The following is a 26,508-nucleotide window of genomic DNA, read 5'->3' as shown; positions in this document are numbered from 1 at the left end:
ACGACCTCATCTTGCCACGCAGTGTGGCGGAAGGGGGCCGTCCACCCCAACACGAGAGCCCGATGCGGCGAAAGCCGCACGCGCGCAAGCGGAAGGCGCGACTATAGCCTCCCAATCTTAAAACCCTGCTGCGGAAGCGCCTTCTTTTGCGATCGCTTCTCGACGAGGACGTTCACTGTTCGCGTGTTCGGCAGTCTTAGGTGACAGCGATATTCGCTTGAGCGAGATGTCAATCTGGCACGACTACTCAGGTATTGCCGAGCCCTCCACGAACGCCGTTTGGTAAAGCTCCTCAATCCTTGTGATTTCATCTGACGTCAATTGTGAGAATTCGCTTTCGCGAGCACGCTTGGAGAGGCGTCCTTCGTTCTGCCGGAGGAATCCAAATAGATTGTTAAGCGTCCGTTCCGGCATATCGATCATGTTTTCGACGCCTGCCCGGAACGTATCGAAGCTTCGCAAAAATCGCGTTTCCTTTGGAAGATCCTGTTCGATCGTCCTCTGCACACATTCGTACAGAAACTCTGAGTGCGGCGTCGCGTCGAAGAAGCGGTAAAAATCGCTGGTATCGTTCAAGGCCTTGACGTTGCCCTTTGGGGTCGGCTCCCATTCAACGATAGGAAGCAATCTATTCGAATAACTTTCCAACACTTCCTTGTATTCGCCGATCTTGTCGAGAATTGCTGCCGAGACAGGAAAGTGGATCCCGGCGGGATTGAACCCGCGCCGCGCCAGAACATGGTGCATGAGGTATCGGTGAATACGACCGTTGCCGTCTTCGAACGGGTGGATGTAGACGAACCCGAAGGCAAGCACGGCGGCAGCAACGACAGGATCAAGTTCGCTCTCCGCTGCCTGATCGAATGCGATCAGTCCGCGGACGAGGGAGTCGATGTCTTCCGGGCGCGCACTGATATGGTCCGGAATGGGTCTTTGCGTCTCGCGGTCATGTTCGCCGACAAAGCCGCCCTCGGCACGGAAGCCAAGCTTCACGAAGCGCTCATCGCCGATCACGATGCGCTGGAGGCGTAAAAGTTCTGCCTCATCGAGCGCTGCCCGTCCCGCCTCACCGATGGCCCTGCCCCACCGCTGGATGCGGTCCTGCGGCGGTCTCTCGCCTTCGATGACGTAGCTGGACTTTGAGTCCTTGAGAAGAAGGAAGGCGGCAGTTCGCGCGAGCAGATCTTTCGGAACCTGGCTCACCACGACCCGGGCCCGCTCCCTAAGATCCTGCGCAACAAATTGCGTCAGTGCCGGCGTCTTGAAGACGAGCGGACAGAAGCCCGGCGTTCCCGGAAGATTGTTGCGGACACGATGGCGTACCGAATTCTGTCCGGAGGCGGTGTATTGAAGTTCTGTATCGACGGCATCGACGTAAGAGACCTTGTCTGCCGCAGGCAAATCAAGTTGGCGCTCCAGCAACCATTCATAGAGAAACCAGAGACGTCGTGTGTAGAGCCCCGTCGGTTTCTGCCGCACAAGCTCAGCAATCTCGTTCTCCGTCACGGCGAGGAAAAGTCTCTTCAGGATTGCAAGGTCCAGTCCTTCGTTCTTCAGCGCGAAGGTGAGGTGTCCCTCAAGAGTAGCGTCCGGCGCATGCCGTGGCGTAAAGATGCGCCATCCCCCATGCTCGATGATCCGGTGCTTTGTCCCAATGGCGGAAAGGATCCGGGGGACCGGGACGGCTAGGTCGTAGGCGTCAATCAGCGCCGCATAGCCAGCCGGAGTGGCCACCTCGGGGAGTCTTCGATCACGAAAAACATTCACGGGTCCTGAAAAGTCTGTCTTCATGGGCTTTGTTCCTGAAAAGCGCTTTCGACTGTGAATTTCCTTCCCGTTCTCCTCCTTAGGTTGAAAACAAATCTTCGGCTACGAAAAACGCTCTCGCAATAAAAAAGGTATGAAAAGTTTTCACGAGCCTGCTTCCTCGTGGACCGAGGGGAACCGATGGCCGCCGCGTCGCTCAACCACCAAAAAGGCGTACCAAAAGGTGCAATTCCAGATGGAAACTGACCAAAATGCAGGATTAATTCATCGAATGCGGCGTAACTGGTCTTGAAGACTGGCTCAATTGCTTTTGTTCTCTTTTTGTTCTATGGTGGTTTTATGGCTTTCCTTACGGAGCAGGAACTCGAAAGCCTGCGCATCGATCAGAGCGTCTTCCATATCGTCGGCCCGGGAGAGGAACACTTTCAGCTACTGACAGCGTTCGATGCCGGTCGCCACGCGCCTTTTTTCTTGGGCCGCGTCCGCTCGGTTAACAGCGGAAACCGATACGAATTTCTGGAAGACGCCGCAGTCCGGGCACAACTTGCGCGCATCAGCCGGGACAAAGCGACCTTCCAGGAGGAAAGCGAAAAGCTCGCTACTGCCTTCAATAACGCCCATGGAGGTAGCACGGCTGTGGGGGCTTTCCTGATCTTCTCCCTGTCCTGTTCCAGCGGCCGGCTGTTTGCGCTGTTGAAATTCGAGGACGAAAAGGTTCTCAGCTATGACTATGACGTCACCCGTGGGCGCTCAGGCAAGCCGAAGCCGACCTTCGGCGAAATCGAGCGGACATTCGTCCAAAACCGCAACGCCTTGCAGAAGGCCGCGCTGGTCAAGCTGCGCAAAGACGGCGACGAGATCTGCGTTGTCGATCGTCAGAATCCGCAGCGGCCTGCGGCCTATTTCGAACAGTTCCTGCTCGTGCGACGGCAGCGGACGGAAGAAGAGCTGACCAAGGCCATCATCGACGTCACGCGCAACATTGCGCAAAAGCACAAAGACATACTTCCGCAAGACGCGATGAAGAATCTCGCGCAACGCCTTTACGATGCCAGCCAGTCAGGTGGATCCGTCGACGGCGAAAGCGCTGAAAATTGGCTCAAGAGCATTTTCGGACCGCTGCCCGACGACAGCCCTGCGGTAACGGACTTCAAGGCCAGGCTGAAGCGCGAAGGAATGGCGGGCGAATCATTTGTGCTGCAAAAGAATGCGATTCCGGCGCCTCGAAACCGTCGGGTCGAGACGGCGAGCGGAGTGAAGGTGACCTTTCCTGCGGCCCTGACGCCGTCTGTCATCTCGGTCGATCGCGAGAAGGGCCAGATCATCATCAAAGACAAGATCACACTCGATGACCTTGAGCTCAACACATCTGGTCGAGCGCGTTCGTGAGCTAGTCGCGAACGGCGCATGGGCGGACGAGCGTGTTGATGCTCTCGTCTTGCGAGGGCGGCTGCCGTCGGCCGACGCGCAGGCGGCCTGGCTCGTATTCGTCGACGAAATCCCGGCCCCCTTCTCGGCATTGCAGGTCTATAATCCTGCTGTCGGTGGCGATCTCGTTGCAAGTGACGTCTTTGATTCGACGCGCGAGGTGGTGATCACGCTTGGAAAGCCAGTCGCCGAGGGTTGCGTCTTCTTTATCTTCCAATCCGGCGTTCCGCACTATCTGACGCAACGGACTGTCCTCCCGCGCCTCGCCATTGCCGACTTCCCTTCCACTCAGGGGTTTCGCGCGCGAGGATTGGAGGTCGCGGCATGGGATTTGGCGCAGCCGCCCAAACCGTCAGAATCCCCTCTCGGCCCGATCGACCCAAGCGGGTATGTCCGCGACTTTGTGCCGGATCGTGAAGTCGTTACCGATCTCGGTCCCTGGATGCTCGTGGCCGCGCCAGCAGTTTCATCGCCCGCGTATCGAGCCTGGGAAACGGTGGCTGCCCGCCGATTGCTCGGTGGTCTTGTTTCCCGTGCCTAGCTCGAGGATGGTCAGGTTTGGTTGCAAGCAGCAGCGACGCCTCCGATCTATCGCATCAAGGCTGATGATCCTGCCCTGCCGGATGCTCGTGCTCAACTGACTGAAGCCGCGCACTGGGTCTTTCTTTCTGGAACCGACATCGAGGCACGCCATCTGCTCTTTTCGGGCGAGTTGGCTCGGGCGAGCCGTCCTCAGCAGGATCTGGCCACGACCTTGGACCAGGCGCTTGAGGCGGCCAAAGCTGCCTATGAAGCTCACGTCCAATCATCCAGTCGCGAGACGCTGAAAGCGCTCGCTGATCTCCGCAAGACGGTCATTGATGAAACTCAAAAAGTAGCCCAACGAGCGCAAGATCTCGCAGCAACGCTTTGGCGCGACCTAGCCGTCTCGGCAGCGCCGTTCATACTAAAAATCTTTGGCGACGCGGCCAAAACCTCGGACACCCTCGTTTCTTCGCTTTTCTACTTTGCTGCCGCCGTGTTCATCGGCGTATCCTTTGTTTTGCAGTGGCGTATCAATGGCGCGTTCTTCCAAAGTCAGGCCTCCTCCCGGCGGAGCTGGATGCAAAGTCTTTACAGCTATATCTCCGTTCGCGAGCGGGAAGAAATCGCTGAAACGCCGATCGAGGAAGCGATGAAGAACTACCGGGAAACCCGCGGCGTACTGTTTGGGGTCTACATACTTTTGATTGGAGTTCTCGTTGCAGCGGGCGTGCACACGCTGCACGATGTAACGCCCTCGCCTTCGAGCCGCGCCACAGGCGCGGCGCCGAGTCAAGCTCCAGTCCCTCCACCTCCGGCTAAGTCGCCATAATATAGACGGCAGGAAGGCCGGCGGCAGTTTGCAAACAATTGAGCGCGATCCTAGGCCCTATTCATCCTGAAGGTGGGCACCTTAAGAGGCTCACCCGCAAGTGCAAATGTCATGTTCCGCCTGGCGACACCCGAATGCTTGGCTAGCACGTCCTTTATGATGGATACCTCGCTTGTAAAGGCGACCTTTTCTAGAAAAAGTGACGACCTGGCGTCGTCTGGCTTCAGACGCGCACAGATTCCAAACTTCAGCATGTCTGGTACTGCTTCGTCGAGCTTCGCGCCGTAGCTCCTGACAGTGGTTCCCTCATAGGTCGCAGCGCGCAGCCAATAGCCGCCTTTGTCGAAGAAAATCATTGGCGTGAAGTTGTCGACATCCTTGGCGTAGTAGTTTCGTTCGACGAAGATCTCCCGCAACGTTCCGCCACCACCCTGACCATAGATGATTCCGGCCCGCGAATTATTGACGAGCGCCTCCTCGCGCAGGCTGTTCTGGAAATACTTGGCATAGTGGGTGGCAAACGGCATCGTCGGCTCTGCTCCGTAGAGCCATGTCGGAATGGCCAAGCTCAACGGCATCGTCGAGGGCGCCGCCGACCGCACCTCGAGAGCTACCGCCAGCCAATCCCGGGCTGCCGCCACGTCCTTGCGTTTCGATTTCCGGACGCGGCCGTCGGACTCGAAGAGATCGTCCAAGTCGCCGTAGTCCGGTGTTCCTGCAAGGCGCTGCAGTGCCCGATCCAGGTCGCTCATATCGTTCCGGCTAAAGGCGACTCCAACGTGTGCGGCTTCCATGACGCCCGGGCCGCCTCCAGTGACGACGAGGTAGCCTTCCTGGGCAACGCTCCAGGCAGGCCTGGCGATGTCGGCAAACGCCGGCGAATTCCGCTTGGCCGCATGACCACCCATGAATCCGACGAGCGGGCGATCCACGTCTTTCAGGAACCTCCTGAGCGCGTCGGCAATCTCAGCGTCGTGCTGTGCCTGGAGAAGTCGCGTTTCCAGAGAAGACGGCACCGGTCCTCCATCCGATACGAACTGGCGGAAGACTTCGAAATCCCGCGTGAGCGTAAAGCCTAACGCGTCAAAGGGGTTGAATCCGTCGATCAGATCGACCGCGCTGTATAGTCTTTGTCGCATTGTCGGAAGCATGGCTTTCCTGATCTTTATCGCAAGGTTTCGTTGAGCACTCTTGCCAATCTTGCTGCGGCAAGGGCTGCCTGAGAGCGTGCCACGTTGCGCGCGTTAGTTTCGTATTCACGCGTAAGGGAAACCGCTGCGGCCCCGTTTGCGACAGGAGCCGCATAGGCGTACGTCTTTGCCAATTCAAAGCTCTCGGCCGCCCACTGGTCGGGATCGAGCACGGTCTCGGCGCCGGCGGGAACAGGGACCGATCCAAGCCCCGTCCTGTCGTCCGCGTCGAACATGGCTCCAAATACAGATGAATACCCGCCGAAGATACGGTCCCAGTACGCGTGCAGCTCGATCGTCTCGCCGCTCGCCGGCACCACCAGTTCTGAATTGCCGCCGCGATCTCCGTGAGGAAGTTCTGCGGTGTACCTGGCGATCGCATGAAGTGGCTGATGAAGGTCTCCGACGAGGTGAAGCAGCCACACAAGATCGTATGCACGAAGCTGATCCGATGCTCCGGAGGCCGCCGGCAGGGTGGCGATGATGAGCTTCACCTGTTTTGCGGCATCGACCGGATCGGAAGTAGGCAGGGACGTGCCGTCTGGCGAAAACTGAAGATCCTTGTAGTGCCAATAAGCGGGCTTCAACTTATCATATGCAACATTCTGTCCGGCAGTCGCATCTGTAATGCGATCTTCGTGGTAGTCTCCTTTGGTCTTGATGTCGTCAGCCCAGGTCGCCGCGTGCACGAAAGCATAGACGGCTCGTGAGGCCTGATCCGGCGCACTGCTTATCCAGTTCGGGTAATCAGGGTTGAGCTTCAGGAGGCCGTCGACCTTATCCTTGATCGAAGGATCGAGCCGCTTGTAGGCAAGGTAGGCGATCTGCATGTGACCTTCGTCCCACCACGCGGACGCGCTGTGGGGGACGAAAGCGAGAAGGCAGAGAAAAATACCCGCAGCCTTCTTACCAAATGATCTCCACGATCTCCTGGCAGATAGATCAAGCATAGGCTCCCCCGAAGGCTTGGATCACAGGTTCTTGGGCAGAAGATCGGATAGGGACTTGACCGGAACCGCCGGGCGCGCCTCGCCGACGACCGGCTGATCCTTCGTTTCAAATGTGTCGGCCGACCTGATTTGATCACCGAAGTCCAGGCTTGTTCGGCGTTCGATCTCGCTGATGGCGACACGCCATTGCGAGACGTCGACGAATGCAGGCGGCTTCGGAGGAATGCCCCCGTGACGCTGCTCGGACAGCAGCTGGCGCTGATCGACCACCAGCCCGACGGATTTCACGCCGTTTCTGCGCTTCCAAGCGATCACCTTGTAAAACGACGAGGGTATCTGGATGTCGTCGGCCCACAGATCAATCTTGTCGTCGAAGATCGGCCCTTGAAAGACGCAGATGCGGTTGGCGCTTTCCTCCGCGATCGCCCCGTTCTCGAGGACGTATTGCTCGGCCCCCTGCCAGAACTTGGTGCTCTCGTTGAAGCGGAAATGCTGCGGAGTGCAGTTCGTGAAATGATACGTGTCCGCATTCGCGCGCTCGGCCTGCTCCTTGTTTCCCCAGTCCGGATCCATGCGGCGCGTCAGATGGCCCCGGTCGAAAAGATTAGACCACCCCGAGTAGAAGGTCTGATCGATGAAGAAGCTCGCGCTGATGCGAGGATCACTGAACCAGGTCTCTCCTTCCGCACCGTCGGTAACCTCCCCAGTATTGCGATCGACGTTCAAGAAGTGGTTGCCATCGATATTCGTGGCCGTGAACAAAGCCATTTTCTTAACCTTGTTCATCTTGATGCTGAAGTGCTCGTACTTGAGTTCACCGGCCTCCGCGTTGGCCTCGCCGGCCCTCAACGGCGCGATTTGCCGCGACAGCTTCCCGACCGGCGTCGGCAGAGGAAATGTTACGCCGCGCACGAACTGCGGGCTGTAACCGTCGCGGTTGGAATAGTCCTGATCGATCGATATCTTTTCCGCTGCACGCACCAGTGTCTTTTGAGGCGTCGGCACCTGCGCGAGCGGGACACCGCGTGCGGAGGCGCCGCCGACACGAACGCTGACCTCTATCGGAATGGTTACCCTGATCTCGTTTCCGCCGACGTCATTCGCCATGCCGTGCTCCTCACCGATCACCAGGCTCTCTGCTTCGTTGGACGGATGCGGCGGCGAGAGCCGTTTGCCGCCGGTTTGCGCGATCGCCGTCTTCGAGAGTTCGAGGGCGACCCGCAACAGATCGCGGCGCTCCCCATCAAGGCTGCCGAGACGATCTGAAAGATGACGGTAGATCGCGCTGATCCGCACGCCCTCGTTCACGTTCGCAAGTATGCGATTTCCGTTTTCGTCGACGCGCTCCAGGAACGGCTCGCCAAAATGATGAAGCGCCACCAGTTCCCACGCGTCGTTGAACACCGCGGCCCCGGACGAGCCGTGATCGGTGTCCGTTTCGTACAGAAGCGTGCGCTCCGTCCGGTACTGCAGGATGTTGTTCCTGATGGCGATCATCTTCGGCAGCCCGTTCGGATGCTGCACGATGTTCATGTTCATGCCGATCACGTGCTTGTCGGGCCGGTCGGATAGAACGCAGTAGCGGAAATCCCGCGGGTCGCCGTTACCGGCAACTCTTTGCCCCAGTGCAATGACGGCGTAGTCCAATTCTTCCTGGCGCGAGAATAGAGCAAGCCGCTCGGGCGCCAGCCTGAAGACGGTCGTCGGCAGGAGCGATCCGTCCTCGCCCATCTCCCGATCGAAGGTGATTTGCGTCGCAAGCGCGGCGTTTTCATCCGGCACGACATGCTGGTTCGTTATGAACAAGGTGGGGCTGATCAAGAACCCGGTGCCGGCGGTCCATTTGCCACCGTTTGTGGATTCGACGAATCCGACTGCGCGCCGAGCCGTCGCGCCCTCTGGCAGGAACGAGGACGCTTGCATATCGTCCGGTCCCTGCACTGCTTCCGCGCCCCTCGGCATCGTCTGCCGAGTGGTACGCGCGGTATACATGGCCATCCGCGTTCGGTCGGGTTCGGCTTCCCGCCACCGCTTGTCGTCGACGAGCCTGCGCACCCGATCACGATCTTCGCGCGATTGCTCGACGATCTGCCTAAATCGCGACCTGTCAATTTCCATGCCCCGCACGGCCTCGCCCTACCAGCAACATATTTTTCATTCATCGCTCCGACACGCGCCAGAACATCGCCCGGCCACACTGTCATGTGAGCGTCGCAAATCTGCAGCTTGCGGCTGACTTACTGCGTGCGGATGCCTGCCGGCTTGAGGATGAATTCGCGGTCGCCGGCTTCGTGGTTGAACATATGACTTTTCCAAAATGCCGGATCAATATGCTTCGCACAATCTCTGATTGTTGATCCTACACACGTATCGTGCCCGGTCAAGCAGGGCGTTCGCATGCAAGACAAAATTGCAAATGATATAGCCTCTTGGCTTGCATGCTAGCCTGAGACAGCCGCGAAGGTATCGTCCTGGGGGACGGAGCGATCTTAGTAGCGGGCGACGCGTTCGACACAGCAATGCTGCACAAAAGATCAGAGATGTTCAGGGTTGCGCGCGAGACAGGACAAATCCGATGAAATGCTGCGCCATATCCTGGTACACATTTGACAGGCAGTAACAGGCCGACTTCGTCAAAGACGTTAGCTTGATCATGCGAACTCGGCGCGCTGAGGCCTCCTGATCCTGAGGCATCTTCTTCCTGTTGATTTTCCCGCTATTCCTGCGTTTGTGATCGGAACTTGCCACTTGACATTGTGGTTCCACTGACCCATCAGGAGTCAGTATTTTTTTCTCAAGAATTCCTTTTCATCAAGATTCGGCTCGGACGTCCAAATGAGACACGGAGATGGGCATCGCAAGTTGGGCCGGACATCCGCCCACAGGCGATCTCTGTTTCGGAATCTCGCGTCCAACTTGCTGCTTCACGAGCAAATTTTGACGACGGTGCCGAAGGCAAAAGAACTTCGGCCGATCGTCGAAAAATTGATTACCAAGGGCAAAGACGACAATTTGCATAATCGGCGGCAAGTGGCTGCCGTCCTCACTCGCAAAGACGTCCTCAAGAAGCTTTTCGAAGACATCGGGCCACGCTACGCACAGCGTCCGGGCGGCTATTTGCGCATCATCCGCGCTGGTTTTCGCTACGGCGACAGCGCTCCCATGGCTGTCATCGAGTTTGTCGATCGCGACGCAAGCGCCAAGGGAGCTGCCGCTTATAACGGGCCGGGGCAATATCGCTACGGCACCAAGGAAGATGATCCAGATGATGTGAAGGGGTAGAAGATGGAAACGATTGCCGCAAAGCTATCGGACACGACAGTTCTTATCGCCGCGCTGGTACTTTTCGCCGTTGTCGCAGTCATCTTGTTGAGATCGAGACTGAAGCGCATCAACTGGTCGCCACTGAGCGGCGCATCGGTTGAAACGCACAGCCCGTCGGACGTTTCAACGGTTCGGCGAATCGAAGCGGCCGGCACGGACGTAGAAGTCGGGGCGGTCGGCAAGGGATCCAGCATCGAGGATGTTTCGATCGATCCCACCAGCAAAAACGTCAAGATCAGCTCGTCCACCAAATGACTAAGCCCTCGCCGTTGGTCAACCACAAGCAAGGGCGTGAAAGGCTACAGGCATTTCTGGTCAATGACGCGCTGAAGCTTTGCGTCATCAGTGCCCCCAAAGACTATGGCAAGTCGATGCTCTGCGAGTGGCTGTACGAGCAGATCAAGGACAGTCACATGTCTGCCTTCGTTCAGCTCAATAGTCTCGAGAAGCCGCCAGACATCATTTCGACCATCCTCAACGATTTAGGTGTCGGACACACTTTTCAGCGGAACCTGCAGGCCTGCCGAACGCCGGCGTCGGTCTCTCTGAGCTTCGTACAGGGTGTGCAGGTGAATAACTCGCAGCAGGTTCAGATCGACGCCATCAGCAGAGCTCAGTCAGAAGATAATCTCTGGCTGTATTACTCTGATCTTTTTGACGCATTTGTGCGGGACCTCGCGGCTTACTTTGGCCCGCGGCAGTTCGTCTTGATCATTGACAACTACGAAAAGTGCGATCCCATCATCCGGACCTGGACGTACAAGCACCTTCTGAAGGTCTCCAGGCTAATCCCTTCTGCCAAGATCGCATTTTTTTGCCAGAGCTTCGAGAAAGAGAATCTCGACTATCCTACCAAACGCGTTTGCTGCGAGTATACATTAGGTCCAATCACCGATCGCGAAGAGCTATTTGAATGGCTGCGCGAACACGGCCGCAGGATCGACGAGAGCATCGAGAGCATCGTGGAGAGAGCCCTTGAGGACTATTCCACCGATCCGATGCGCATGGCGGCTGCCATAAAAATATTGCTTCCTCCAAGACGGCTTCGAGTTCAGGCGGCCAATGAGGTCCCCACACGATGAGCAGCGAAGCACCCTTTGCAAGATTTAAAACCAAAGCATATATCGGCACGCTCGACGACGTTCTCCTGCAGTTGCTGACCACTCATGCCGGGGAGGAATTGGCATCCTTATCGGTTCTTGGATTCCCCAGATTCTTTTTAAGAGAGACCTATCAACAATTGTGCGAGAGACATAACGTCCTCGAAAGCAATATCGAGAGCTTTTTTCAGAGCTACGAGAAAGATCGCGAACTCTCTATCGCAACACCAATCCGCAAGGTCTTACGATACGTCTTCGCAAACCAAATTGCTCCCTCGGAGCAATTACGGGACTTTGAGCTTGTCCTTTCAGCCTTTCAGGATCGCGTTTCGACGATCGAGCCCGCACTGAAGGGAAAGTATGAAGCCGAAGTAACCTACTTGGAGTATTTTCTGAAACCGGCCTCGGCGATGAAGCGGTATACGAACGCGTATATCCGCGCAGCACTACAGCCTGAGCTCAGAGCCACGTTAAGACGCCTCGTCCGCGCGTTCGACGATTTCAAGCAAGATTCCTTGTTCGCAACCAAAGACGATTTTTTGATTCATGAAGCGCTACGTGCACGACAAATCCTTGGCGAAGCGCGCCTGCGGACCGGATAAAGAGGATTACCGCGGTTCTCGACCCGCGGTCGAGCGAGGCCTTGCATCTCCTTCTGAGCGAGGAGCTGCTGCAGGCGCTATTGAAGAAACGCGATATCGAAGAAGTCTTGAGCGTTTCCAGGCAATTGGAAAAAACCGCGAGCCAAGCCAATTTGCTCGACTGGCAAGGCCTCGCTATCCGATATCAGGCCAGAGCTTACCTCCACAAGGACGAGTATCGGCTCTGCGAGAAGGCGTTGGAAAAAGCCCGCAATCTGTTGAAGGACCAGGATTCAGACAACCGGGCGGGCGAGATCAAGTTGGCGGAGATTTCCGCAGATCTATACCGACTGATGGGTGATTTTGATCGCGCAAGCGAGACTATCGATGTCTGCATTGAATATTACTCCCAGAATGAACTTCTGTATCAATATGCAAATGCAGTCTTCAAAAAGGCCAAGATCCTCAGTGAGCGACCCGATAGTGACAATGAAGCTGTCGTCAAGCTGCTAGAGCTTGTCGAGCCCATTTTCGCAAAAATGATCGATCCCACTGGGCGGGGCAACATACTCAATATGCATGTCTCTTGTCTGCTTGATCGAGATGAGTTCGATGATGGGCACGTGCAGCGCCTGCTAGAGGAGGCAGAGCTCGAGCACGAACGCGGTCATAGCGAAAGCGGCTTGATCAACGCGCTCATCTTGCGCGCCAAGCGGGAGTGGCGGGTTCAGTCTACCGATTTGGACAAGGGAATTGCACTCGCGACCGAGGCCATACACCGCATTGAAAAAAGGCGTGGGTCGGATCTTTATGGGCTATTCAATGCGCGCGAGGTGAAAGCAAGACTGCTTCGAAAGGGAACGCGCTATGACGAGCTTCGGCAGGAAATCAGAAAACTAAAGCTGCTCAATCATCGGTTATCGAGAGGCGCCAGCACCATATCCGGCTCGTTCGAGGGCCGCGCTCGGGCCATCGAACAACTCGAAGGCGGTCCCTGAGCCTCAAGTTATGTCAAACTTCTCGAAGTGACTAAGCGGCAGATCGTCGCTTTCTCGTTCAATGAAATACAACGTGGAGTCAATCCGCGGCCGCGCAGTTGCCCGAGCCGACTTCTTGCTTTCGCCTCGGCTCGAGCTTGCGGCACGCAATGTGAGCTTTGGCTCGTTCGATTTGGAGCCAGTTTGCGCTTTTTTGCCCAAGTCTTCCTCCATCGTTACCTTACGCAGCATGACCACAAAGCGTGATTCGGAAGAAGTGCTACTCGGGTTGGATACTAACGTTATTTGGTTAATTGTTGATTCATCCTGTGGATGATTCTTCGAAGCGGACGATCGATTTACAATCGAGATGCCGATGGTTTGGCTGGGGAGCATCATGAGCGCCTGCCGGCGTTCATAATGCGGATCCGTACGCCCGCTATTCGGGAGCGAACCTAAGCGATTATTGCAGATCGTGTACGGACCGAAGCTGTTGCATGAGAGAATGCGAAATCTGCGACGCGGCCCGCCTTCCGTCCGATTCTTCATTGGACTTGGTCTTGAGGTGCTTAGGGCCGCAGGCCGACCAGGCGTGCGCCAACGGCGCATCGCCTAAACGGAAAATGGCACCCGCAGGAGCGTGAGCATAGCGACCCGAAGGGGCACGCGGGTCCGAGTGCTGCGACGAGACCGGTTAACAGGGCACCCGGGACAGGGGCAGTGATAGCGATCGCCGAAGGCGAGCCCCTTTCCCGAGTGCCCCCGGCGAGGAGCTCCGCAGTGTTCGCGCGAGGGATCGACGCCGGTGGCCGAGACGCACAGCGGCTCGGTTCACAAGCGCCCGATGCGGCGCAAGCCGCACGCACGCCAGCGGAAGAACTCCGCCAAGACGTGCCTCGGGGATCTAGCATTACAGTTGCTTTTTTGATTTGATGTGAGCGCGTTGAGCGGCAGCCTGGTGAGCTCTGCGCCAGAAAGACCATGCGATGATGTGTGCGGGTTGAATTCGCTTTCGATTAAGTTTGATGGCAATGCGTCGGATTTCCTGGATTGACCAACGGATCAGTTGTGGGGTGGTTATGCTTTGGCTTTTGCTGGGGGGCGCCGTTTCGTTTTTTTGGGCGGTGGCGGATTAGCGCGATGTCGGATCGCGGCCATCATGGCGAAGGCGAGCATCACCAAGGACACATGACGGTGCCAGCCATGCCAGGATCTGCTCTCGTTGTGATCGAGCCCGAACTCGTTTTTCGCGGTTTCAAAGCTGTCCTCGATTGCCCATCGGTGGCCTTCGACTGCGACCAGCGTTTCAATGGCTGTTCCTGCTGGGCACCAAGTGGTGAAGAAGGCGAGGTCATCATCGGCGATGCGACGACGGATCAGTAGACCGCGTGTCCATAAACCGTCATTTGCACTGCTGAACTGCCCGGCCTCGAGATCGGCCAATTCGAGATAACACCAATCGTGCAGCCGCGGTCCTTTGGTTCCGGCTCCCGCCGACAGGCGCTTCCAGTCGGATGAGCGCCGCGTCCGGGCGAGGTCGGCAGCCGTCCCGGCGACCGGCGGTCGCTTGCCCCAGGATCGGAATACATGAGCGCTACTGACCCCAAGCACATAGCCTTTGCCTGCCCGACGTAGTTGCTGTTCGATGTCGCCAACACCGTAGACGGTATCACCGGCAACCCACTTGAATGGTACAGACGCGGCTATCGCGCGTGCGATCATTCTCGTCGCAAGCTTTGGTTTGGTCGCAAAGCCAACGTCGGCAGGCACGTATGTGGCCTCCAGACGATCTGGATCGTCGGTCCATTCCTTCGGAAGATACAGCGCGCGATCGATGAACGCATGGCCATGACGCGAAACGTAGGTAGCGAAGACGCCGATCAGGCAGTTCGCAATCTTGCCTGCCGAACCAGCGTATTGCCGCGCCACTCCGCATGACGCTTTTCCCTGCTTGAGAAAGCCGGTCTCGTCGATCACCAGCACCGCGTCGTCATCCGCCAAATGCTCGATGACATAGTCGCGCACGATATCGCGCAAAGCATCCGCGTCCCAATCCCCACGACCAAGAAGCGCCTGCTGCCGCCATGGGCCAGGATCGCCAGCCGCCTCCGCCCGCATCCAACCGGTCTTGCGCTGCTCATCTCCGAGCAGGCCTTCCAGGAACAGGCCCGCATTCGTCGCCACACGCTCTTGCGTGAACAACGGACGTATCCGCTTCTTGATCTCTCGAAGCGACGCCGCCCATAACGCAAGCGTCTCCTCAACCGACGCGGCCCGCGCCCACGACATTCGAATCATGGTTGCCCATGGATTCAGAAATCCACAAGAAACAATCGCGGTAGGGACGCTCATTGCTGAGCGCCCCCCGCACAGATCCGGACGAGCCCAATTAAGGCATCCGGCTCCTACCTTGGGTGTGTGTGACGGCGAAGCGCTGTTGCGGCCATGGATGGAGGATACGGGGTTGAGGAAGCCAGTCATCCGCCAACTTCGTCATACGATCCCAAGTGAAGCCGTCTCGTTGGCTGCGGCGCCGAAGCGTTCGACGCCAGAGATCGGTCACATAGTAGCGGAACGCCGAGAGCGCCCGCCCATTTGTAGGAACCGCGTAGTAGGCGAAGTGGCCGGCGACGACCTGTCTCAGCCATGCACCCTGGACGAGGATCGGTTGGTGCATCCGACGCCGCAGCTTTTCCTTGATGTCCTGAAGCTTCCTCCGCAGACGGTCGCGACGGGTCTTCCTTTCGAGCAGGAAGTTCCCCCGGCGTGACTTACCGCAGATGTGGGTGAAGCCCAGAAACATGAAGGTCTCCGGTTTGCCAAGGCCGCGCCCCTTGCGGTTGACCGCCGCACGGCGACCAAACTCAATCAAGCGGGTCTTGTCTGGGTGGAGTGTCAACGCGAATGCTTCAAACCGTTCACGCATTGCATCAAGGAAACGGCGAGCGTCGTCCTCATGCTCGAAGCCAGCCACGAGATCATCGGCATAGCGCACGATGATCATGTCGCCATGGGCCTCTTGCCGTCGCCAGCGTTCGGCCCAAAGATCGAACGTGTAGTGCAGGTAGACATTGGCGAGCAGCGGCGAAATCACCGATCCTTGCCCCGTGCCCCTGTCGTCCACGGTAACGACCCCGTCTTCGAGAATGCCCGCCTTCAGCCATTTACGGATCAGGCGGATGATGCGCTTGTCGCCGATGCGGTGTTCCAAGAACTGGACCAGCCAGTCTTGGTTCACACTTCCGAAAAAGTTTTGCACGTCGGCGTCAAGTATCCAGTTCACCTTCCGCGTGGTGATCGCTACCGCCAGGGCGTCCAACCCATCATGTGGGCCCCTACCGGGTCGAAACCCGTAGGAGAAACCGACGAAGTCGCCTTCGTAGATGGCGTTGAGCACCATGACGGTCGCGCCTTGGACGATTTTGTCCTCCAAAGCCGCGATCGCCAAGCGCTACGGGATCAACCAGAAGACTGTCGCGAAGTGGAAGGAGCGCGAGACCGTCACCGACCTCCCGACAGGTCCCAAGGCGGCCAAATCGAGCGTGCTTTCCATCGAGGAGGAGGCGATCATCGTCGCTTTCCGGCAGCATACGCTACTGCCGCTCGACGATTGCCTCTATGCGCTCCAGCCGACCATCCCGCATCTGACGCGATCATCCCTGCATCGTTGCCTCCAGCGACACGGCATCAGCCGATTGCCGGAGGTCGAGGGCAGCAAGCCTTCGAAGAAAAAGTTCAAGGCTTATCCGATCGGCTATTTCCACATCGACATCGCTGAGCTTCAGACCGCTGAAGGCAAGCTCTACCTCTATGTCGCTATCGATCGCACCAGCAAGTTCGCCTTCGTCCAACTGGTCAAGAAGACCGGTAGAGCCTCGGCCTCAGTATTCCTGGAAGCTCTTATCGCTGCTGTGCCCTACAAGATTCACACAGTTCTTACCGACAACGGCATCCAGTTCACCTTCCCGCCGCGCTACGCGGACGGCCCGACGGCAAGATACGCGACGCATATGTTCGATATGCGCTGCAAAGAAAACGGCATCGAGCACCGGCTGACCAAGATCAAGCATCCCTGGACCAATGGCCAAGTCGAGCGCATGAACCGGACGATCAAGGAAGCCACCGTCAAACGTTATCACTACGACCGTCACGACCAGCTCGAGAGCCACCTCGCCGACTTCATAAACGCCTACAACTACGCTCGGCGGCTGAAAACCCTGAAGGGCCTCACTCCTTACGAATACATCTGCAAATGCTGGACTTCGCAGCCAGAACGATTCAAACTAAATCCGCTCCAGCAAATGCCGGGACTAAACAACTTAGAGGAGCCGGCCTGATCCAATGAGTGGTGCGGATTTCTGGTTAATGCGGGGGCTGCAGCGATAAGCACTCGTACGTGCACGTATCGGCGAGTTCGTTACTGGACTGCGGGCGCCTGTGTATATGGAACATGAGTGAAGTCCGCCGGCGGTATCAAGGCCGCAGGAGCGCGATATAATTTGTGTCATCTTGCGCATCTCTTACGTTCATGCTGCGGCGCTTTGTCGACCTCCGCTTAAGATAGGCTCCATGCGATGGCCAAATCTGTTTCCCTTCCGAATGGACGGTTCTGGAAGGCGCAAACTGCCGCTCTCGATCACTTCAAGGACATGCTCAGGCGCTATGCCGACGAGGAAACTGTCGAGCACTATCTTGATCACGATGATCTTGTCGCTCTTCTCGAGCGTTACGATGCCGTCATCATCGATGGACCGACAAAGATTGGGCGTGGAATAGACTATTTTTTCCGGCGCCAAAATGCCGGCCAAGGCTTTTCAACGCCTGGCTTTTGGGTCCGTCGGGTCGACGGCAGCGAAACGGACTTCAGTTACATCCAGGCCGTAAAGGGGCAACCGAAGTCGGATGCGCAGGAGTTCTATGATGCCTGCCGTGCCGCCGTGGCGGCCGATCTTCTCGCGGCGAAGAAACGTCATTTCACCGCTTTCGCGGATAGTACGGGCCGCGTCCCTTGCGACCTCACCGGCGAGTTGCTTGCTTTCCCTGACGCCCATCTCGATCATGCTTATCCGACTTTTGGGCAATTGGTCATAACATTCCGCGCCGCGCGTGGTTGGCAGCATGGCGCGCCTAAGGGAACGCTGACCTTGCCGGCAGACGCGCAGACTACCTCGACCTTTGTCGACAGCGCCGTCGCGCAGGCCTTCCGGTTATTTCATCACGGCGCAGCGACGCTCCGGATCGTTGCACGACACCGAAACCTCTCGATGGCAGCGGGTCAGCGGCGACCGAGAGTGAAGTTGCCAGTACAGATTTTAGGATGAGGTGTCCGCGCAATGGACTCATCGGAAAAAGACGCTGGCTACACGGTCACATTTGCGATCCCTGATAGCACGCGGCTGGCGGATGAAGGGCTCGCGCTATTGCTCCGCTCCGTGATGGACGTTGGAGTGCCCAAACAAAGGCTCTGCTGCGCAATTCTCAGCCGCCGAGCTGGATCTCAATCGAGGGTGGGCGGTCCTCTCGCATGCATTCTCCGCATCGGTCGAGCAACGCGACAATCCGGATCTTTGCGGCAAACCGGTCGCCGTCGGCCATTCTTAATGCCCACTGTGGTACTGTGACAATGCCTCAGCGGATCCGCGCATCCTCGAATGGCGGCAGAACCTGACCAAGATATCTTTTTCGGTAGCGGTCACACCTACGAATCGCCGAGATTGGTTCATGAAAACGTTGCAGAAGACGATTGCAGACAAGTTCCTCGCCAAATTGGCCGAGGACGAGGACTTCGATTCAAAAAAGATCGAGCAGATTACCGATCTCTTGGCGGCCGATAAGAAGCCCAAAGCCGACGATTTCGCCAAGGTGTTCGCGTCTGATGACGCTGGCGACATCGAATGATCAAGCTCGAGAGCGCCCATATCGAAGAGGTACGTGGTATCCGCAAGCTGGATATCACGTTCGGCAAGGATACGTTTTCGGTATCCGGCCCCAATGGATCGGGTAAGAGCGGCGTGATCGATGCAATCGAGTTCGCGCTCACAGGCAAGATGAGTCGTCTGACCGGTGCGGGCACCAAGGGCCTGTCCGTGGCCGAGCACGGGCCCCATGTCGATAAGACTAAATTCCGGACGCGGCATTCGTCAGCCTGACCGTTCATTTCCAAGAACTTGGGAAGACGGCGACCATCACTCGCAAAGTTTCCGCTCCAAAAAAGCCGACGATCAATCCCAACGAGCCTGATATTCGGGCGGCCTTCGACGAAATCGCCGAGCATCCCGAAAACACGCTGTCGCGCCGCGACATTCTGCGCTTCAACCTGATCGAACCCACTAAACGGTCAGAAGAGATTCAGACGATCTTAAAGCTTGACGAGGTCGGCCAGACGCGCGCAGCCCTGAACACCGCTGCCAACAGACTTCAATCCGCACAAAAGCTCGCGGCGACACAGGTCGATACCAGTCGGAACACGCTGCAGCGGCACCTGCAGATTGCGGAATTCCGCGCGCCTGACCTCCTCAGCGCGGTCAATGCGCGGCGAAAGGTTCTCGGGCTGCCGGAGATCGCTACGCTTGCAGCGGATACTAAGCTCGATGCGGGACTTTCCGGCGGCGATAAACTGCCAGAGTTCAACAAGGCATCCCAATTGCGCGATCTTGAAGCCCTTTCCCGCGCGTTGGAGAAGATTGGGCCTGCCGGTGCAGAACCCGCCACAGTCATTCTGGCAGCAATCGCTCGTCTTGAAGACGATCCCTCGCTCCTGGATGCATTTCAGCGCCGCGCTCTGATCGAGAAGGGGCTTGAACTGTTGGACGGCGCCGAGTGTCCACTCTGTGATCGCTCCTGGGATGACGAAGATCACCTACGCAAGCATCTGGAAACGAAGCTGTCGAAATCTGGAGAAGCCGCCACGCTTCAGGCTGAGATGCTCGGCGCTGGTTCGACTCTCGTACAGTACAGCGCGCGGCTGAGCGGGCTCATTGCGCCAGTTGTCAAAATCGCAGCCGAGCACAATGATGCCGCCCGCCTGCTGCTTGATCGCTGGGCGCAAGATCTTGAGACCTTCAAAGGCGGTCTCTCCGACCTGCAGGGCCTTGTCGGCATGAAGTCGCGGCTTGAACGCGGCTGGCATGGTCTACCGGGTCAGCTCGCAACAGTGCTCGTTGCTATTGGGGCCGCCGTGGACGCGAAACCCGACCAGACAGCTCATGTAGACGCGCATACCTTTCTTACGACGGCACAGTTGCGCCTCGATGATTATCGCGAGGCGATGCGTAAAGGCACCGCAGCCCAAAAAGCAGCCAGACTCGGCAAAGCCGCTTATGACGCCTACTGCGATGTCATGGAGACCGAACTCAATGCGCTCTATGACAGCGTCGAAACGGACTTCAGCACTTACTATAAGGCGGTCAACGAAGACGACGAAGTGAAATTCACGGCGAAGCTCAGCCCAAGCGAGGGCAAGCTGGATTTCAACGTCAATTTCTACGAGCGCGGCCTGTTTCCGCCGGGTGCCTATCACAGTGAAGGCCATCAGGACGGGATGGGCGTGTGCCTTTATCTGGCACTCATGAAGCGTCTGTTCGGCGATCGCTTCACGCTTGCATTGCTCGACGACGTGGTCATGTCCGTCGATTCCGGACATCGCTATCAATTCTGCAAGCTGTTAAGATCGTATTTCCCCAATACCCAGTTTATCATTACGACCCACGACCGCCTTTGGGCGGAGCAGATGCGCTCGGCTGGTCTGGTTACCACGAAGACATCGCTCGCATTTCACAGCTGGACGGTTGATACAGGTCCGCTTGTCGAATCAAATGAAGAAATCTGGGACGAAATCGCGGCCGCACTTTCGCGCGGCAAGGTCGAAACCGCCGCCCATGGATTGCGGCATCATCTTGAATATGCGTCTCGGCACCTGGCAGACCAGCTGGCGGCGCGGCCTGCGTTCCGCAGCAACGGAAATTACGAGCTTGGTGAACTCCTGCCGAGCGTTCTGGTTCGCATGAAAGAACTCTGCGGCAAAGCTGCGGATGCCGCCCAATCCTGGGGCAATACCGCGGCAAAGGAGGAGGCTCTTAACCGCAAGACGGCGCTATCCGAGTCAAACGGCGCACGCAGCGTTGAACAGTGGGCCGTCAACAAGGCCGTGCATTACAACGAATGGGCCAATTTCGGCAAAAAGGATTTCGAACCCGTCATCGCCGCGTTCAAGAACCTGCTCGAATGCTTTCGCTGCGATGACTGCGGCTCCTGGCTCTACGCTTCGCCCAAACCAATCCCCGAGTCTCTGCGTTGCGCCTGCAACAAGGTGACCCTAAATCTCAAATCGAAACCCAAGTAAACGCGTATTTCTCGTAAATGCATTGTCACCCTCGCGATTCACTATCTCGAGCATTCACTTACGGACACCAAACCTTCACTTGCTCAGTGCTGATGTCTCCCTTCAATATCGGGATTGGGTCATGCTGCGGCGTAATTCGCAGGAGCACCCATGGGGTTCAAGATCAAGGGACTAGATGATCTTCAGCGGGAGATGACGCTTCTCGGCCAGGTCGCCGAAGCGCTCGACGGCAAGCTCACGACCGTCAACTTTGATCCCCACGATCAAACAAGCGTCGAGCGCGCCATCGCCGACATGAAACTGGCGATTGACCAAAGGGTAAGCGGCTTTGGGAGCAGCACCATGGTCGATAACCTGGTGGCTGAGCTCAAGCAGAAATATGAGGAAGACATTCTAGCGCGTGCAGCGGCGGCGAGACTGACGGACGGAGACAAGACGGTGGGCGAAAACGTGGACCAAGGCATTTTCAGGCAGATCGAAAACACCGTGAACGATCTGCGCTCGGCCGAATTCAATACGTTCGACCGGCACATCAAGAAGCTGTCGCGCCTGCTTCATTCGGAAACGCTCGAACCGATTTCGAGCGCTCTGATTGCGGATGTCGATCTTGATGCCTGGATCAAGTCAGGAGAAGCGACACAAGGCGGCATGGTCGGTAGCGCCACGCTGGAATGGCCGAGCGATCCGCAGAAAGAGCTCGGTCTGGTTATTCTCCTGATCGACAGATTCGCCCAAATTCCTGACGCGGCCATGGATTTCTCGCACACGTTTTACTATGCCGGGAACAAGCTGACGGCCAACGTGCAGAACATGGCCGCACAGATGATCGTGCCGTTTGCGCGAGATTACATCGAGCATGTCAAGACGGCCACGGGTACGACAGAAGCCACTCTGCTGCCGGTCCGATCTGGTCCGGCGGCACGCAAGGTCTTCATCGTCCACGGCCACGATGAGGGCGCGCGCGAGTCCGTCGCCCGATTTCTTGAACAGCTCGGGTTTGAGGCGATCATTCTGCACGAACAGGCCAACCAAGGCCGCACCATCATTGAGAAGATTGAAGCACACGGCGAAGTCGGCTTTGCCGTCATTTTGCTGACGCCAGATGATATCGGCGGCATAATGAATAGTGATGATCTCCAGCCCCGCGCGCGTCAGAACGTCTTGCTCGAATTAGGGTATTTCATCGGCCGCCTTGGACGAGCACGCGTCTGCGCGCTCAAGCGCGGCGATATCGAGGTACCCTCCGACTTTGGAGGCGTTGTCTATGAACCATTCGATGCCGGCGGCGCGTGGAAACAGGCCCTGAGCCGTGAATTGCAGGCTGCGGGATTCGATATCGATTGGAATGTCGCTATGAAGAGATAACTACTTGCGGGCATCGAGACCGTGCAAGCGTGGGTGCCAATGATCGCAAATTCATATTTGCGCAGTTGCACGTTCACGGACCGAGCGCTTCATCGCGAGGAAATTTCTTCACTCTCGCTTCCGGGTTCGCTTCTGCATGCCGCGCCGACCATTGCCCGATGGTACAGAGCCTCACTCGTCGGTAGTCACGAAATGGACCTCGCACCGGATCGAACTCGCCCACGTAAATGTGCGGGCCTTCGAACCACTCATCGCCCTTGTCGTCGATGTCGATGACCGATTCGTATGGAAGCACCAGGTACTCCTCAAACCATGCCCTGTTTTTCTCCGGCAGCGCGTCCCAAATGGTCATAGCATTGGCACGTGCGGCCGCGACTTGATCCATAAGCTTCTCGTCGTCCTCCGTGCGCCAGGGATTTTTGTGCGGGGCGGAGTCGTCCATGCATTCGGCAAAATCCCAAGCCACGCTATCATCATCGATGAATGCGAGATGGCGGTGTCTTAGGACGTGCAGTCCGTCATGGTGACAGCCTTCGTACCGATAGATGCACCAGCGCCTTGCCCTGAGTTTCTCACGCTGTGTTTCATCGGCATATGGATAGCGGTCATCGCTGGCGTCTCTCACCAGCACTTCCAGGCCGAAGCTCTGCAGCAATCGTTGCGCCTTACGTTTGACGACAAGCTTTCGGCGCACCTCTGCGCTTAACGAACGCTGGCGAATCCGTTTTGACACGCCAAAGAACGTGAACAACACGTCGTCATTCTTGGGTTGGTAGAGCATATCTTCCAACTCGCCCTTGCCCCAAAGATATGCTTCCTGGAATCCACGCTCCTGGGCCCTGGTTCGGAAAGCATCGCGCGCTGCTTTGGAGAAATCACATGCGGCGGCGAAGATGATTCCATAGAGCTGTTGGCCGCGAGGAAGCGCATCCAGATATGCCGCCAGCTTTTTCGGCGGAATGGATTTTTCGCGCTTACATTGAATTAGCCAGACGCGGTCCTTTACGTCGCTATCGGTTCGGTTCCCACCGCCGTCATCATCATCGTCGTCGCCATCAATTCCATCGCCGAAGTCACCCTGCACAGCTTCATTGCCGCGCGCGTCGAACCCTTCATCACTCCCGGTTCGCCCCGTAGCCTCAAGCTCACGCCATTGCCTGAAATCGTAGAGGAGACGGCGCACCAAGTCTTCAAACCGGCGGGGCTCCAGATCCTCGAAATGCAAAGGACCGGTCGTTTTCGTCGGAATCGACTTCGTCACCATCCCTTCACGACCTCACGAACTTCATAAGCGGAGCGATATCGTGATTGTCCGCTGCCTGGAGGGCGGCGACATAGGCGTCGCGCAATGCGCCAGTTTCGTGAATGGTGCCGTTGCCCCAAGTAAAGGCCTTGCCGCCGAGCTTTTCGATCAACAAATCGGCCATCATGCGCGCATGCCGGCCATTGCCGTTCGGGAAGCCATGAATCTGCGTCAGGCGATGATGCAGCCGCACCGCGATTTCATCGGGCGGGAAGGTCTTATTTTCTACCCAGAAGCGTACGTTATCGAATATCACCGGCATTTCGGCGGCAACCAGGTGCGGATCAATGCCGATGTTCAGTTCCTTCTGGCGATACTTTCCCGCCCACTTCCACACTTCGCCAAACATCTGCTTGTGCAGGTTCTTTGAGAAGCCTTCGTCGAGCAGCGCCTCGGCGCCGCCGCGGCGACGGCCTCCCCACACCGCTCCTTTCAGGATGTTTTCTTCCTCGGCTTCATTGAGGTCGGCGCGCGTTGTGACCCATGTCTGAATCAGGTCGCCGCGCAGCGCCGGATCGAGTGGCGTCGCGTCGTTCGGCTCCTGAAACAGATCAGTCTCGGTCATTCCAGATATCCCGCTCCTTCACATTGTCACGGATATAGGCGTCAATCCGCTCGTCGGTGTTGGCGTCGGCCGTCTCCTGGGCTTCGAGCCTCATTGTGTGCGCAACCCGGCCGAGCTCGCGCTTTGCGATCTTGCGCGCCCGCCCGAGTACGGCGCCTTCAAGGGAGTCGTTTGGTACGAGCGCATAGACAAGCGTGCAGTCGAGGGCTTCTGCTGCGCGCCGCAGCGTCTTCAACTGAATGCTGCCACTCTCTTCCGATTGCTCTAACGTCTCGACGCTCTGCGGCCGGACGGCGAGCCTTCGTGCAAATTGCACGCCCGTCATGCCGAGGGCATCACGGATGGCTCGCACCCACCCTTTCGGCGGCGCGTGGAACCGCTCCACGGGCTTGAGCCGCTGGAGACGATCGTCGAGCCTTTCTCGGGCGCGGTGACGTGTACCGGTTTTCATAGTGTAGCCTGATTTCAGAAGACTATTTTCAGGTCCTAGCCTTATCTTATCGCCATAATATCAGGTCATAGACTGATATTCCATACGTAAATCAGGTCATAGCCTGCCCGTCCGCCAACCCTTTGAAATTCAAAAGGGGAGCTGGCTTCTGTCGATTCCAACCGCGAACCTAAGGGCGTTCCTGGCCCAGACGTCCCCCTCACGCGCGGCCAGTTCCAATGCCGCGGGGCCAGTCATCAGCCAGGATGGCAGCCGCGGCTGACCACGCTGGGCAGCATACTTCGCGCGGCATCCGGCAACGAAGCGATCCTTCCGCGCCATCACGTCGGGAAAGGATTGCAACTGTACGGCGGGATCGTAACGCATATACGTGCGATACCGCAGATACACCGGCAGCCCATCAGAGAGCTGCCACGCCACCAGTGGCATGGCGGCCGCCGCGAAGGACGAGCCGTGCGGTAGATAATGCGGCCCCAGATCGACAATCGTATCCTGAACCTCGACCCAGAAATGCGAGGGCTGGTCGCTGCCGTAGCCAAACCCCTGCAGACCGGCTCGCTCCTCCGAGCGGGCAACAACGAACGCTACGAAATCCCCGCCGGCAAGGCGGGTGTCGAAACCTTCATCCTGCAACAACGCAAAAACGGCAAAAGCCGCATAGAGGCAACGCTTGTCAAAATCGTCCGCGAACTCACTGCGGAGCGCCTTGTCCACAATTGCCAGTGTTCGCACTATCGCGCTTTCGATTCGCATCCTTCGAGTATAGCGCCATACGCAGGTATTGCGTCCGCTTTGAACGAACTCTTTGATGCTGATCGTGCTGCCGTGACGCTATATGTTGGCCCCAATGACCGAAGACAATGAGACGCCCTTATCGCAATGTGATGTGCCGCCTGAGCGAAGACCGGCTTTGGAGTCTTATCGTGGCAAGCGCAAGGTATGGCTGAGCTGGATAGATACGGACGAACATCACGCGATCTGGCAGACCCTATCTGCAATGGTGTGGACAGATGTCTCATTCCGGACGCTGACTCAATTCGCCATCGATGATGAGGCCAGCTGCCTTGGCAATTCACTGGTTGCCATCATAAACGGCCATGTCGCAACGCAAGTGCTGGCCATACGCCGTTTCGTCGATGGCGGCTCCGATGTTATTTCCCTGCGGCGCCTCATCAAGGATGTGCGGCGAAATTTCAATCTGTTCACGCGGGAAAACTACGTCTGCCACAACGGGCTGCCCTACGACTACGCAGTGGTCCAACACAACGAAATGCTGGAGCGCGTGGGCTCCGGCGCGTTTTGGGGCCATACATCGGGTCCAAAGGCGTGGGGCACCTCGCAAATGGCCCACGAACAATTCGACAGACTGTCAGGAATCGCGTCGACCAACCGCAACCGTGAGGATCAATTGCCGTTAGCCCTCATCGATACGGTTGAGGGCTGGCTGAACAATAGCGGCGCGGACGAACTCGCGAAATGGAGCCATGCCTATCTTGCCCACGCCGGCACACCGCAGAAACGTGAAGAAGTGGCTCATTTGCTGGTTACAACGAATAAGATAACCCACGCGATTAAGGCGCTGGCGCGCGTTACCGAAGCGGTGTCCGCTTATATTCTGTTCGCGAGCGGGCGGTTGAACGGCCTGATGCCAACCGCGCAGTTCGATCGGTTTGAAAAACTCGATCAACCGGTCATGCGCGCCGATCGCGTAGACCAGGCCCACATCCTCTGGGATAAGCTCAGCTCAGAAAGCGACTCCTGCCTTGAGGATGTTGGCCGCGATCTGACCCGGACCCAAGCGGGTGCCTGACC

Annotated in this window: 27 protein-coding genes; 15 read left to right on the top strand and 12 right to left on the bottom strand. The window is 57.4% G+C overall.

Annotated features, from left to right (window positions below):
- Positions 1-243: 243 nt before the first annotated feature.
- On the bottom strand, positions 244-1,791 hold the full coding sequence (locus NLM31_RS06060) for a Fic family protein (RefSeq protein ID WP_254191777.1): 1,548 nt from the start codon (positions 1,789-1,791) through the stop codon (positions 244-246).
- Positions 1,792-2,055: 264 nt separating this feature from the next.
- On the opposite strand from NLM31_RS06060, the gene NLM31_RS06055 reads away from it, so the two are divergent.
- From NLM31_RS06055 to NLM31_RS06045, 3 genes are read left to right on the top strand one after another with little or no spacing between them, the layout of a single operon-like run.
- Complete coding sequence (locus tag NLM31_RS06055) at positions 2,056-3,156, top strand: nucleoid-associated protein (protein WP_254128452.1); 1,101 nt, start codon at positions 2,056-2,058, stop codon at positions 3,154-3,156.
- Positions 3,116-3,736: a hypothetical protein gene (locus NLM31_RS06050; RefSeq protein WP_254191776.1), complete on the top strand. Its 621-nt coding sequence runs from the start codon at positions 3,116-3,118 to the stop codon at positions 3,734-3,736. Before NLM31_RS06055 ends, NLM31_RS06050 begins: the two co-directional genes overlap by 41 nt.
- 21 nt (positions 3,737-3,757) lie before the next feature.
- Complete coding sequence (locus tag NLM31_RS06045) at positions 3,758-4,549, top strand: hypothetical protein (protein WP_254191775.1); 792 nt, start codon at positions 3,758-3,760, stop codon at positions 4,547-4,549.
- Between the two features lie 50 nt (positions 4,550-4,599).
- Here the strand turns inward: NLM31_RS06045 and NLM31_RS06040 are convergent, their stop codons facing one another.
- From NLM31_RS06040 to NLM31_RS06030, 3 genes are all read right to left on the bottom strand, one after another.
- A complete protein-coding gene (locus NLM31_RS06040) occupies positions 4,600-5,700 on the bottom strand; it encodes a hypothetical protein (RefSeq protein WP_254191774.1) in 1,101 nt (366 codons plus the stop codon).
- Between the two features lie 14 nt (positions 5,701-5,714).
- Positions 5,715-6,569, bottom strand: a complete 855-nt coding sequence (locus tag NLM31_RS06035) for a S1/P1 nuclease (protein ID WP_254191773.1) — start codon at positions 6,567-6,569, stop codon at positions 5,715-5,717.
- 141 nt (positions 6,570-6,710) lie between these two features.
- Entirely contained in the window at positions 6,711-8,807 is a 2,097-nt protein-coding gene (locus NLM31_RS06030; RefSeq protein ID WP_254191772.1) for a DNA/RNA non-specific endonuclease, read from the bottom strand.
- A 717-nt stretch (positions 8,808-9,524) separates the two neighbouring features.
- Here NLM31_RS06030 and rplQ point away from each other — a divergent pair.
- From rplQ to NLM31_RS06005, 5 genes are read left to right on the top strand one after another with little or no spacing between them, the layout of a single operon-like run.
- Positions 9,525-9,971 (top strand): 50S ribosomal protein L17, encoded by a 447-nt coding sequence (gene rplQ / locus NLM31_RS06025; RefSeq protein ID WP_254128447.1) that lies wholly within the window; start codon positions 9,525-9,527, stop codon positions 9,969-9,971.
- Positions 9,972-9,974: 3 nt separating this feature from the next.
- Positions 9,975-10,268: a hypothetical protein gene (locus tag NLM31_RS06020; protein ID WP_254128446.1), complete on the top strand. Its 294-nt coding sequence runs from the start codon at positions 9,975-9,977 to the stop codon at positions 10,266-10,268.
- The gene (locus NLM31_RS06015) at positions 10,265-11,095 is read left to right on the top strand and encodes an ATP-binding protein (RefSeq protein ID WP_254128445.1); all 831 of its coding nucleotides are present in this window, start codon (positions 10,265-10,267) and stop codon (positions 11,093-11,095) included. Before NLM31_RS06020 ends, NLM31_RS06015 begins: the two co-directional genes overlap by 4 nt.
- On the top strand, positions 11,092-11,715 hold the full coding sequence (locus tag NLM31_RS06010; RefSeq protein WP_254191771.1) for a hypothetical protein: 624 nt from the start codon (positions 11,092-11,094) through the stop codon (positions 11,713-11,715). The genes NLM31_RS06015 and NLM31_RS06010 overlap by 4 nt, the downstream gene beginning before the upstream one ends.
- A gap of 41 nt (positions 11,716-11,756) precedes the next feature.
- The gene (locus NLM31_RS06005; RefSeq protein ID WP_254191770.1) at positions 11,757-12,692 is read left to right on the top strand and encodes a hypothetical protein; all 936 of its coding nucleotides are present in this window, start codon (positions 11,757-11,759) and stop codon (positions 12,690-12,692) included.
- 3 nt (positions 12,693-12,695) lie between these two features.
- Here NLM31_RS06005 and NLM31_RS06000 read toward each other — a convergent pair whose 3' ends face one another.
- The 3 genes from NLM31_RS06000 to NLM31_RS05990 all read right to left on the bottom strand — a co-directional run bounded on the left by NLM31_RS06000 (position 12,696) and on the right by NLM31_RS05990 (position 16,071).
- Positions 12,696-13,070: a hypothetical protein gene (locus tag NLM31_RS06000; RefSeq protein ID WP_254191769.1), complete on the bottom strand. Its 375-nt coding sequence runs from the start codon at positions 13,068-13,070 to the stop codon at positions 12,696-12,698.
- Positions 13,071-13,748: 678 nt separating this feature from the next.
- Positions 13,749-14,969 carry an IS701 family transposase gene (locus tag NLM31_RS05995; protein ID WP_254196139.1) on the bottom strand — a complete coding sequence of 407 codons (1,221 nt, stop codon included), beginning with the start codon at positions 14,967-14,969 and terminating at the stop codon, positions 13,749-13,751.
- A gap of 91 nt (positions 14,970-15,060) precedes the next feature.
- Positions 15,061-16,071 (bottom strand): reverse transcriptase domain-containing protein, encoded by a 1,011-nt coding sequence (locus NLM31_RS05990; protein WP_375167466.1) that lies wholly within the window; start codon positions 16,069-16,071, stop codon positions 15,061-15,063.
- Between NLM31_RS05990 and NLM31_RS05985 the strand changes: the two genes are divergently transcribed.
- From NLM31_RS05985 to NLM31_RS05970, 4 genes are all read left to right on the top strand, one after another.
- Complete coding sequence (locus NLM31_RS05985) at positions 16,070-17,008, top strand: IS481 family transposase (protein ID WP_254128442.1); 939 nt, start codon at positions 16,070-16,072, stop codon at positions 17,006-17,008. The two genes, NLM31_RS05990 and NLM31_RS05985, sit on opposite strands and share 2 nt — an antisense overlap.
- Positions 17,009-17,245: 237 nt before the next feature.
- Positions 17,246-17,992, top strand: a complete 747-nt coding sequence (locus tag NLM31_RS05980; protein ID WP_254191768.1) for a DCL family protein — start codon at positions 17,246-17,248, stop codon at positions 17,990-17,992.
- Between the two features lie 400 nt (positions 17,993-18,392).
- Positions 18,393-18,569 (top strand): hypothetical protein, encoded by a 177-nt coding sequence (locus NLM31_RS05975; protein ID WP_254128440.1) that lies wholly within the window; start codon positions 18,393-18,395, stop codon positions 18,567-18,569.
- Positions 18,566-18,820, top strand: a complete 255-nt coding sequence (locus tag NLM31_RS05970; RefSeq protein WP_254128439.1) for an ATP-binding protein — start codon at positions 18,566-18,568, stop codon at positions 18,818-18,820. The genes NLM31_RS05975 and NLM31_RS05970 overlap by 4 nt, the downstream gene beginning before the upstream one ends.
- 209 nt (positions 18,821-19,029) lie before the next feature.
- Here the strand turns inward: NLM31_RS05970 and NLM31_RS05965 are convergent, their stop codons facing one another.
- Entirely contained in the window at positions 19,030-19,314 is a 285-nt protein-coding gene (locus tag NLM31_RS05965) for a hypothetical protein (protein ID WP_254128438.1), read from the bottom strand.
- Here NLM31_RS05965 and NLM31_RS05960 point away from each other — a divergent pair, their 5' ends adjacent.
- Entirely contained in the window at positions 19,315-21,012 is a 1,698-nt protein-coding gene (locus NLM31_RS05960) for a hypothetical protein (RefSeq protein WP_254191767.1), read from the top strand.
- Between the two features lie 150 nt (positions 21,013-21,162).
- Positions 21,163-22,377: a TIR domain-containing protein gene (locus NLM31_RS05955; RefSeq protein WP_254128436.1), complete on the top strand. Its 1,215-nt coding sequence runs from the start codon at positions 21,163-21,165 to the stop codon at positions 22,375-22,377.
- Positions 22,378-22,450: 73 nt separating this feature from the next.
- Here the strand turns inward: NLM31_RS05955 and NLM31_RS05950 are convergent, their stop codons facing one another.
- The 4 genes from NLM31_RS05950 to NLM31_RS05935 all read right to left on the bottom strand — a co-directional run bounded on the left by NLM31_RS05950 (position 22,451) and on the right by NLM31_RS05935 (position 25,410).
- Entirely contained in the window at positions 22,451-23,641 is a 1,191-nt protein-coding gene (locus NLM31_RS05950; RefSeq protein ID WP_254191766.1) for a restriction endonuclease, read from the bottom strand.
- Between the two features lie 4 nt (positions 23,642-23,645).
- Complete coding sequence (locus NLM31_RS05945; protein ID WP_254191765.1) at positions 23,646-24,245, bottom strand: mobile mystery protein B; 600 nt, start codon at positions 24,243-24,245, stop codon at positions 23,646-23,648.
- Positions 24,232-24,696 carry a mobile mystery protein A gene (locus NLM31_RS05940; RefSeq protein ID WP_254128433.1) on the bottom strand — a complete coding sequence of 155 codons (465 nt, stop codon included), beginning with the start codon at positions 24,694-24,696 and terminating at the stop codon, positions 24,232-24,234. Before NLM31_RS05940 ends, NLM31_RS05945 begins: the two co-directional genes overlap by 14 nt.
- 129 nt (positions 24,697-24,825) lie before the next feature.
- Positions 24,826-25,410: a hypothetical protein gene (locus NLM31_RS05935; protein WP_254128432.1), complete on the bottom strand. Its 585-nt coding sequence runs from the start codon at positions 25,408-25,410 to the stop codon at positions 24,826-24,828.
- 133 nt (positions 25,411-25,543) lie between these two features.
- On the opposite strand from NLM31_RS05935, the gene NLM31_RS05930 reads away from it, so the two are divergent.
- Positions 25,544-26,506, top strand: coding sequence for a hypothetical protein (locus tag NLM31_RS05930; RefSeq protein WP_254191764.1), 963 nt, complete (start codon positions 25,544-25,546; stop codon positions 26,504-26,506).
- Positions 26,507-26,508 lie beyond the last annotated feature (2 nt).

The sequence above is a fragment of the Bradyrhizobium sp. CCGUVB4N genome (genome assembly GCF_024199945.1).
Classification (GTDB): Bacteria; Pseudomonadota; Alphaproteobacteria; order Rhizobiales; family Xanthobacteraceae; genus Bradyrhizobium.
Note: the sequence above shows the minus strand (reverse complement) of the source record. Positions and strands in the feature narration are given on the sequence as shown.

Coding starts and splice junctions, on each gene's coding strand:
- NLM31_RS05970 (WP_254128439.1), top strand. CDS start 18,566: ATGATCAAGCTCGAGAGCGCCCATATCGAAGAGGTACGTGGTATCCGC.
- NLM31_RS05950 (WP_254191766.1), bottom strand. CDS start 23,641: ATGGTGACGAAGTCGATTCCGACGAAAACGACCGGTCCTTTGCATTTC.
- NLM31_RS05955 (WP_254128436.1), top strand. CDS start 21,163: ATGGGGTTCAAGATCAAGGGACTAGATGATCTTCAGCGGGAGATGACG.
- NLM31_RS05975 (WP_254128440.1), top strand. CDS start 18,393: ATGAAAACGTTGCAGAAGACGATTGCAGACAAGTTCCTCGCCAAATTG.
- NLM31_RS06000 (WP_254191769.1), bottom strand. CDS start 13,070: ATGATGCTCCCCAGCCAAACCATCGGCATCTCGATTGTAAATCGATCG.
- NLM31_RS05945 (WP_254191765.1), bottom strand. CDS start 24,245: ATGACCGAGACTGATCTGTTTCAGGAGCCGAACGACGCGACGCCACTC.
- NLM31_RS05980 (WP_254191768.1), top strand. CDS start 17,246: ATGGCCAAATCTGTTTCCCTTCCGAATGGACGGTTCTGGAAGGCGCAA.
- NLM31_RS05930 (WP_254191764.1), top strand. CDS start 25,544: ATGACCGAAGACAATGAGACGCCCTTATCGCAATGTGATGTGCCGCCT.
- NLM31_RS06030 (WP_254191772.1), bottom strand. CDS start 8,807: ATGGAAATTGACAGGTCGCGATTTAGGCAGATCGTCGAGCAATCGCGC.
- NLM31_RS05940 (WP_254128433.1), bottom strand. CDS start 24,696: ATGAAAACCGGTACACGTCACCGCGCCCGAGAAAGGCTCGACGATCGT.
- NLM31_RS06020 (WP_254128446.1), top strand. CDS start 9,975: ATGGAAACGATTGCCGCAAAGCTATCGGACACGACAGTTCTTATCGCC.
- NLM31_RS06010 (WP_254191771.1), top strand. CDS start 11,092: ATGAGCAGCGAAGCACCCTTTGCAAGATTTAAAACCAAAGCATATATC.
- NLM31_RS06050 (WP_254191776.1), top strand. CDS start 3,116: ATGACCTTGAGCTCAACACATCTGGTCGAGCGCGTTCGTGAGCTAGTC.
- NLM31_RS06035 (WP_254191773.1), bottom strand. CDS start 6,569: ATGCAGATCGCCTACCTTGCCTACAAGCGGCTCGATCCTTCGATCAAG.
- NLM31_RS06040 (WP_254191774.1), bottom strand. CDS start 5,700: ATGCTTCCGACAATGCGACAAAGACTATACAGCGCGGTCGATCTGATC.
- NLM31_RS05995 (WP_254196139.1), bottom strand. CDS start 14,969: ATGATTCGAATGTCGTGGGCGCGGGCCGCGTCGGTTGAGGAGACGCTT.
- NLM31_RS06015 (WP_254128445.1), top strand. CDS start 10,265: ATGACTAAGCCCTCGCCGTTGGTCAACCACAAGCAAGGGCGTGAAAGG.
- NLM31_RS05985 (WP_254128442.1), top strand. CDS start 16,070: ATGACGGTCGCGCCTTGGACGATTTTGTCCTCCAAAGCCGCGATCGCC.
- rplQ (WP_254128447.1), top strand. CDS start 9,525: ATGAGACACGGAGATGGGCATCGCAAGTTGGGCCGGACATCCGCCCAC.
- NLM31_RS06060 (WP_254191777.1), bottom strand. CDS start 1,791: ATGAAGACAGACTTTTCAGGACCCGTGAATGTTTTTCGTGATCGAAGA.
- NLM31_RS05990 (WP_375167466.1), bottom strand. CDS start 16,071: ATGGTGCTCAACGCCATCTACGAAGGCGACTTCGTCGGTTTCTCCTAC.